This is a genomic window from Mesorhizobium sp. M7A.F.Ca.CA.003.01.2.1 (assembly GCF_003998945.1).
Lineage (GTDB): Bacteria > Pseudomonadota > Alphaproteobacteria > Rhizobiales > Rhizobiaceae > Mesorhizobium > Mesorhizobium ciceri.
Genome location: NZ_RZRA01000215.1, coordinates 1 through 6,620 on the forward strand (window position 1 = coordinate 1; position 6,620 = coordinate 6,620).

Below are 6,620 nucleotides of genomic sequence, written 5' to 3' on the forward strand. Positions count from 1 at the left end.
CACCGGCGCGCTGGTGTGGAACTGGGATTCCGGCAATCCGGACCAGACGACGCCGCTGCCGGCCGGCCAGACCTATACCGCCAACTCGCCCAACATGTGGTCGACGCCGAGCGCCGACGAGAAGCTCGGCCTGCTCTACGTGCCGCTCGGCAACCAGACGCCGGATCAGCTCGGCGCCGGGCGCAGTGCCAATGTCGAGAAGTTCTCGTCGTCGATCACCGCGCTCGACCTCAACACCGGACAGGTGCGATGGGTGCGGCAGACCGTGCACCACGATCTCTGGGACATGGACGTACCGGCGCAGCCGAGCCTGATCGACATCACCAAACCCGACGGCACGGTGGTGCCGGCGCTGGTCGGACCGACCAAGCAGGGCGATCTGTATGTGCTCGACCGCCGCACCGGTGAGCCGGTCATCGCGGTCAACGAAGTGCCGGCGCCCGGCGGCGCGATCGAAGGCGACCACACATCGCCGACGCAGCCGGTCTCCGATCTCACCTTCATGCCGAAGCCGCTGACCGGCGCCGACATGTGGGGCCTCACCATGTTCGACCAGTTGGCCTGCCGGATCGAATTCCAGGGCCTGCGCTATGAGGGTCGCTATACGCCGCCTTCCGTCCAGGGCTCGCTGATCTACCCCGGCAATTTCGGCACCTTCAACTGGGGTGGCGTCGCCGTCGACCCGGTCCGGCAGGTGCTGTTCGGCATGCCGACCTATCTGGCGTTCAAGTCGCAGTTGATCCCGCGCGATCAGGTGCCGCCGCCGGACGAAGGGCGGGGCAGCGAACAGGGGCTGAACCGCAACGAGGGCGCGCCCTATGCGGTGGTGATGGGACCGTTCCTGTCGCCGCTCGGCATTCCTTGCCAGGCGCCGCCCTGGGGCTATGTCGCCGGTGCCGATCTCAGGACCGGCAAGATCGCCTACAAGCACCGCAACGGCACCGTCTACGATATGACGCCGCTGCCGCTGCCGCTGAAGGTCGGCGTGCCCGGCATCGGCGGGCCGATGATCACCGCCGGCGGCGTCGCCTTCCTGGGGGCCGCAGTCGACGACTATCTGCGCGCCTACGACCTGACATCGGGCAAGCAGCTGTGGCAGGCGCGGCTGCCGGCCGGCGGGCAATCGACGCCGATGACCTATACGGTCGCCGACGGCCGCCAGTTCGTGGTCATCGTCGCCGGCGGCCACGGTTCGGTCGGCACCAAGCCGGGTGACTATGTGATGGCCTACGCGCTGCCGAAGTAGGGGCGACAGGGTGACGCGATCTTTCAGAGGTCGCGCCGCCCCTCATCTGTGCCGGTGTCCTTTCCCCGCATAGTGACGGGGAAAAGTGCCCGACTGGGCGATGAGGGGCGGGAATCTTCCGATCGGCCCGTTGTCGATCAGCCAATCCCCAAATGACCCTTCAGGCTGGGCACCGAGCCGAGCACCTTGTTGGTCAGGTCGGGGCCGGCGGCGGCTTCGGCCTGCTGGATCAGCGTCGCGCCGGCCTTCTGGATCTGCGCCATGTCGAGCCCGGATGCCTTGAGCGCGGCGATGCCGTTGATCAGCGCGCCGGCCTTCTCGCCGAGAACGCCGCCAAGCGCGCCCTGCAACGACGACAGAAAACCGCCACCGCCGGCCGGAGCGGCGGCCATGACGTCATATTGATGGGCGAGGTCGTCGGCGCCGGGGATTTTGGCGAAGAACGCCGAGGCGCTGGTGCCTTCCGCCTCGTGTTCGAGCACCGAGAAAATGGTGCCGACGACTTTCTCCGTCGTCGCCTGGTCGAGGCCCGCCTTCTGCGAAACGGTGTTGACGATGTCCTGGACGTTCATGGCGTCACCTCAACCCTGGGTTTTCGTGTTGCGGTTCCGCTCAGTGCGGACCCTGATCAACGATAGTCTGCCTGCATTCACAACCATCGAGCGTAGGGCCAAAGCGGCGGCCCCCGCAAGGACGACCGCGCTGGCGAGGATCGGGGAAGGCATGGTCATGGTCTCGCTTCCTTCTGGGTCTGAGGCACGCGGTCAAGATACCGTCGATAGCCACCTTCCTTCACGATTGTGGCAGCGCCAGCAGGATTTATCGCCAATGACTAAAAAGTGATGACACGGCCGCGCATGGGCACCGGCTTTGCTGCCCGGACGCGGCCGGCGGCATACGCCTGAGGCAATCGACGGCAGCGATGAGTGCTCGACTGGATGATGCCGGCTTGGTCCCTATGTAGCTGGGAATTGAAGCCCGAAGCAGAGGAGCCCATCCATGACGAGACCCGACGCCAAGCCCACCATCACCCAGGCGATGATCGACGCCTATGACGAGTACACGCATCTGACGCTCGATCGCCGCCGGTTCATGGAGCAGTTGACCCGGCTTGCCGGATCAGGTGCGGCGGCGGCGGCGATCGCGCCTCTTCTGGCGGCAAATTCGGCGCAAGCAGGAATCGTCGCCGACAACGATCCGCGCGTGAAGGGCGAGGACATCAGCTACCGCGGCGGCAGCGGCGAGATGAAGGGCTATCTGGTCAAGCCGGCGAACCAGACGGGCAAGCTCGGTACCGTCATCGTCGTGCATGAGAACAGGGGGCTCAACCCGCATATCCGCGATGTGGCGCGGCGCGTGGCGCTGGAAGGCTTCGTGGCGCTGGCGCCGGATTTTCTGTCGCCGCTCGGCGGCACGCCGACCGACGAAGACAGGGCGCGCGACATGTTCGGCAAGCTCGATCCGGCGCAGACCATCGCTGACGGTGTTGCGACCGTCGCTTTCCTCAAGAGCGACAAAGACGGCAACGGCAAGGTCGGCGCTATCGGCTTCTGCTGGGGCGGTGGCACGGTCAACATGCTGGCCGTCAACGCGCCCGATCTCAGTGCCGGCGTTGCCTATTACGGCATGCAGCCGAAGGCCGCCGATGTATCCAAGATCAAGGCGGCCTTGCTGCTGCACTATGGCGGACTCGACGAGCGCATCAATGCCGGCATCGACGCCTTCAAGAAGGAACTCGACGCGGCGCATGTCGACTACACGGTCTATGTTTATGAAGGCGCCAACCACGCCTTCAACAACGATACGTCGGCGGCGCGCTACGACAAGAAGGCGGCTGACCTCGCCTGGGGCAGAACGATCGCCTTCCTTCGGGAAAAACTGAAATGACTTCAGCTGTCATGCCGCCGGCGCCCAGGCGGTTTCGAAGGCCGGCGACAGGGTGAAGCCGGCCGGCCGCGCCGAAACGGGGGGCGGGCGGCGCATGCCTTCCTGCAGGTACCGCAACGCCGACGTCAGCCCGTTCATCGTGTAAGGCTTGGCTATGACGCCGATCGCGCCGGCGAAATGATCGGGGATGCGCTTCGGATTGGCGGTCATGAACACCACCGTCGAACTCTTCCTTTCGCCTATGTACTTGGCCACGTCGATGCCGGACGGCCCGTCACTCAGATGGATGTCGACGAAGGCGATATCGGCTTCGGTCGCATCCGCCATGGCCATGGCTTCCGCCGAAGAGGTCGCCCAGCCGACGACGCTGTGGCCGGCGTCCTCGACAAGGCTCTCCAGCTCCATTGCCAGCAGCGCTTCGTCCTCGATGATCAGGACCTTGAGCGGCTCAATCATGACACATTCCCTTTTTCCTGAGGTTCGTTCGGGATCGAGATAACGACCTTCGTGCCGGGGCCGGTGTCGCGCCATTCGATCTCGGCATGCAACTGGCGGGCGAGCGATTTGATCAGCCGCATGCCGAACGAGGCATCGCCGTTGGCGTCGGCCATGCCGACGCCGTCGTCCGACACCTCGATATTCAAGTGGCCGTCGGGCTGGCTCATTTTGATGCCCAGGCGGCCGGCCGACATTCCGTCGGGCTTGGACTTGAAGGCATGCTTGAGAGCATTGGTGACGAGTTCGTTGACCATCAGAGCGACGGGCGTTGCCTTTTCCGCGGAAATGACGATCGGTTCCAGGTCGAGAGCCGGACTGATCTCAGAGCGCCCCGACGCCGTCAGCAGGTCTGTCACCAGATCCTTGGCGAAATCCGCCACATCGAACTTGCTGACGTCCTTCGACTGATAAAGCCGCCGATGCACGGTGCTCAGGGCTTCGATGCGCTCCAGCATGGTGGTCAACGAACGCCTGATCGCTTCGTCCCGTATGGTCCGCCGCTGCATAATGATGAGGGAAGAGATCATCTGCAGGTTGTTTTTCACCCGGTGATCCACCTCATGCAGCAAGGTGGTCTGCGCCTCGAGGGCGGCTTCCAGTTCCGCGGTGCGTTCCTTCACCGCCTTTTCGAAGCGGTCCTTGTCCGCGTTGATGCGACTCTCCGATTGTTTGCGATCCGAGACGTCGAGCTGCGATGCGAAAAAGAACTGCAAATCGCCTTTGTCGTTCGAAACGGGGCTGATGTAGAGCGCGTTCCAGAAGGTCGAGCCGTCCCTGCGGTAGTTCAGGATATCGACGCTGACATCGGTTTCATCCTCGATCGCCGCGCGTATCTGTTCGACAGCGGCCTTGTCGGTCTTCGGTCCCTGCAGGAAGCGGCAGTTCCTGCCCAGAACCTCATGACGCTCATATCCGGTCAGTCGCAGGAAAGCGTCATTGGCGAACACGATAGGATTGTCCTGCTGTCGGGGATCGGTAATGATCATCGACATGCGGGTGGCGCGGATAGCCGCCGCGAACGGATCGCCCTTGCCGTGCTCGACATGCAGATCGTCCGTCATGTGCCATGCGTCGGCAGGCTCCCTGGTCCGTTTCCATTCCATTCTGTCACTCCAAGCCATTTTCGCGGGTGACAACGGATCAGACGCCGATTTGGTTCAATCTTGAGCCTTCCTGTCGCAGTTCGTACCGAGAATCAGGCCTCCGGAGTTAGCCGGCCGATGCCGGCTTGTGGAAGGCGACGCCGGCGACCACCAGCGCAATGCCGAGGCAATCGATAAAACTCGGAATCTGGCGCAGCACGACGACGCCGATCAGCGTCGCGGTGACCGGCAGCAGCGACAGCATCAGCGCGAAGCTCGCGCGTGGCAGCCGCGACATGGCGAGCTGGTCGCAGATGTAAGGAATGACCGACGAGCAGATGCCGACGCCGATGGCGGCGAGCAGCAGCGGCAGTGAGAAAAAGGCCGGCAGCGCATCGGTGAAGCCGATCGGCAGCACGACGATGAAGGCGATCGCCATGGCAGCACCCAGGCCGGCGATGCCGCTGCCGGCGCCTGAAGCGGCGACGCGATGGCCGAGTACGATGTAACCGACAAACAGCGCCCCGTTGAGGATGGCCCAGAACAGCCCGATGGGATCGTCGGACCATCTGACATCGATGAGCAGCAAGGTGCCGGCGACGGCGATGGCAAGGGCGGCGAGATTGCGCGTGCTCCTGAGGCCGATCGCCGCGACGCCGATGATGCCGACGAATTCGATCGCCGCCACCAGCGAGATCGGCAGTCGGTCGAGCGCCAGGTAGAACGAACAGTTCATCACCGCCAGACAGGCGCCGAAGGCCAGCAACAGCAGCCGCGTCGTGCGATCGGCGCGTGCGAAGCTTCGCCATGGACGGGTCAGGGGTGCGAAGATGAGTGCTGCCGTGGCGATGCGCAGCCACGCCATGCCGAGCACGCCGACATGCGGGAAAAGCAGCACGGCGAAGGCCGGCCCGAGATAGTGGAAGACGGCGCTGACGCCGAACCAGACATGCGGCGGCAGTTTTTCCGTCAGCTTGCCCAGGGCGAAGTTGCCCGGGGCAGGGGTCGCCGCGAGAGCTTGCGTTTGACCATCCACCGGATAAGTATCGCAGGCAGATTTGCCTATTTATATAGATGATGATTAGCTCTTTCGGCTATCTTTCTCCCGGAATAAAGGAGTTTTCCATGAAGCGCCTTCGAACTGAAAGCGCCGATCTCGATGCCGCCGACATGAAGATCCTGCGCCTGCTGGAAAAGGACGCGCGCACCAGCACGGCGGAGCTGGCACGCTCGGTGGGCCTGTCGGCACCGAGTGTGGCCGAGCGCATCAAGCGGCTGCAGGAAAGCGGCGTCATCGAGGCCTATTCGGTTAGGATCAACCCGACGGCACTCGGCCTGCCGCTGTCGGCATGGCTGCGCATCCGGCCAGTGCCGGGGCAGTTGGCCGTCGTGGCCGAGATCATCCGCGAACTGCCGGAGATCGTGCAATGCGACCGCGTAACCGGAGAGGATTGTTTCATCGCGCTGGCGCATGTCGGGTCGGTGGTCGACCTCGAGCGGGTGATCGACCGCATCATTCCCTACGCGATGACCAACACGGCGATCATCCAGTCCTCGCCGGTGGTGGCGCGTTCGGCCCTGGCGGCGTTGAGGCGCCAGGCTTGACCTGCGGGGATTGTTCCGTTCGAGGACCTTATGCGTGGCCGCGCTTCATGCGCGCCTGTTTCAGGATGGCGCGCCAGCGGATCATGTCGAACGGGATCGGCTCGTTGTTGTTGGCGATGTGGAAGATCTCATTGTTGACGTTCTTGAGCGAGCGCCAGAAATCGTAGTCGGTGATGCGCGGATCGGCAGCCAACCTGTCCACCTCGACCTTGATGTCGGTTTTCATGCACTTTCCTCGAACCGGCGCCGCGCCGCCCGTGTCGCTACCTCGATGCAGATCGTTTTCGACCGGCCCGCTGAGT

General features: G+C 63.9%; 7 protein-coding genes and 1 pseudogene. 3 read left to right on the top strand and 5 right to left on the bottom strand.

What is annotated here, in order from left to right:
• Positions 1-1,246 (top strand): annotated as a pseudogene (locus tag EN969_RS11430) (PQQ-binding-like beta-propeller repeat protein); the annotation flags it as partial.
• Between the two features lie 137 nt (positions 1,247-1,383).
• Here EN969_RS11430 and EN969_RS11435 read toward each other — a convergent pair.
• Positions 1,384-1,818, bottom strand: a complete 435-nt coding sequence (locus tag EN969_RS11435; RefSeq protein WP_013530999.1) for a hypothetical protein — start codon at positions 1,816-1,818, stop codon at positions 1,384-1,386.
• Between the two features lie 427 nt (positions 1,819-2,245).
• Between EN969_RS11435 and EN969_RS11445 the strand changes: the two genes are divergently transcribed.
• A complete protein-coding gene (locus EN969_RS11445) occupies positions 2,246-3,133 on the top strand; it encodes a dienelactone hydrolase family protein (RefSeq protein ID WP_063168288.1) in 888 nt (295 codons plus the stop codon).
• Positions 3,134-3,142: 9 nt separating this feature from the next.
• Here EN969_RS11445 and EN969_RS11450 read toward each other — a convergent pair whose 3' ends face one another.
• The 3 genes from EN969_RS11450 to EN969_RS11460 form a co-directional block, all read right to left on the bottom strand.
• Entirely contained in the window at positions 3,143-3,589 is a 447-nt protein-coding gene (locus tag EN969_RS11450) for a response regulator (protein WP_063168287.1), read from the bottom strand.
• The gene (locus tag EN969_RS11455) at positions 3,586-4,734 is read right to left on the bottom strand and encodes a histidine kinase dimerization/phosphoacceptor domain -containing protein (RefSeq protein WP_027160613.1); all 1,149 of its coding nucleotides are present in this window, start codon (positions 4,732-4,734) and stop codon (positions 3,586-3,588) included. Before EN969_RS11455 ends, EN969_RS11450 begins: the two co-directional genes overlap by 4 nt.
• Positions 4,735-4,840: 106 nt before the next feature.
• Entirely contained in the window at positions 4,841-5,749 is a 909-nt protein-coding gene (locus EN969_RS11460; RefSeq protein WP_127419133.1) for a DMT family transporter, read from the bottom strand.
• An 89-nt stretch (positions 5,750-5,838) separates the two neighbouring features.
• On the opposite strand from EN969_RS11460, the gene EN969_RS11465 reads away from it, so the two are divergent.
• A complete protein-coding gene (locus tag EN969_RS11465) occupies positions 5,839-6,318 on the top strand; it encodes an Lrp/AsnC family transcriptional regulator (RefSeq protein WP_013531005.1) in 480 nt (159 codons plus the stop codon).
• A gap of 28 nt (positions 6,319-6,346) precedes the next feature.
• Here the strand turns inward: EN969_RS11465 and EN969_RS11470 are convergent, their stop codons facing one another.
• The gene (locus EN969_RS11470) at positions 6,347-6,544 is read right to left on the bottom strand and encodes a hypothetical protein (protein ID WP_013531006.1); all 198 of its coding nucleotides are present in this window, start codon (positions 6,542-6,544) and stop codon (positions 6,347-6,349) included.
• Positions 6,545-6,620 lie beyond the last annotated feature (76 nt).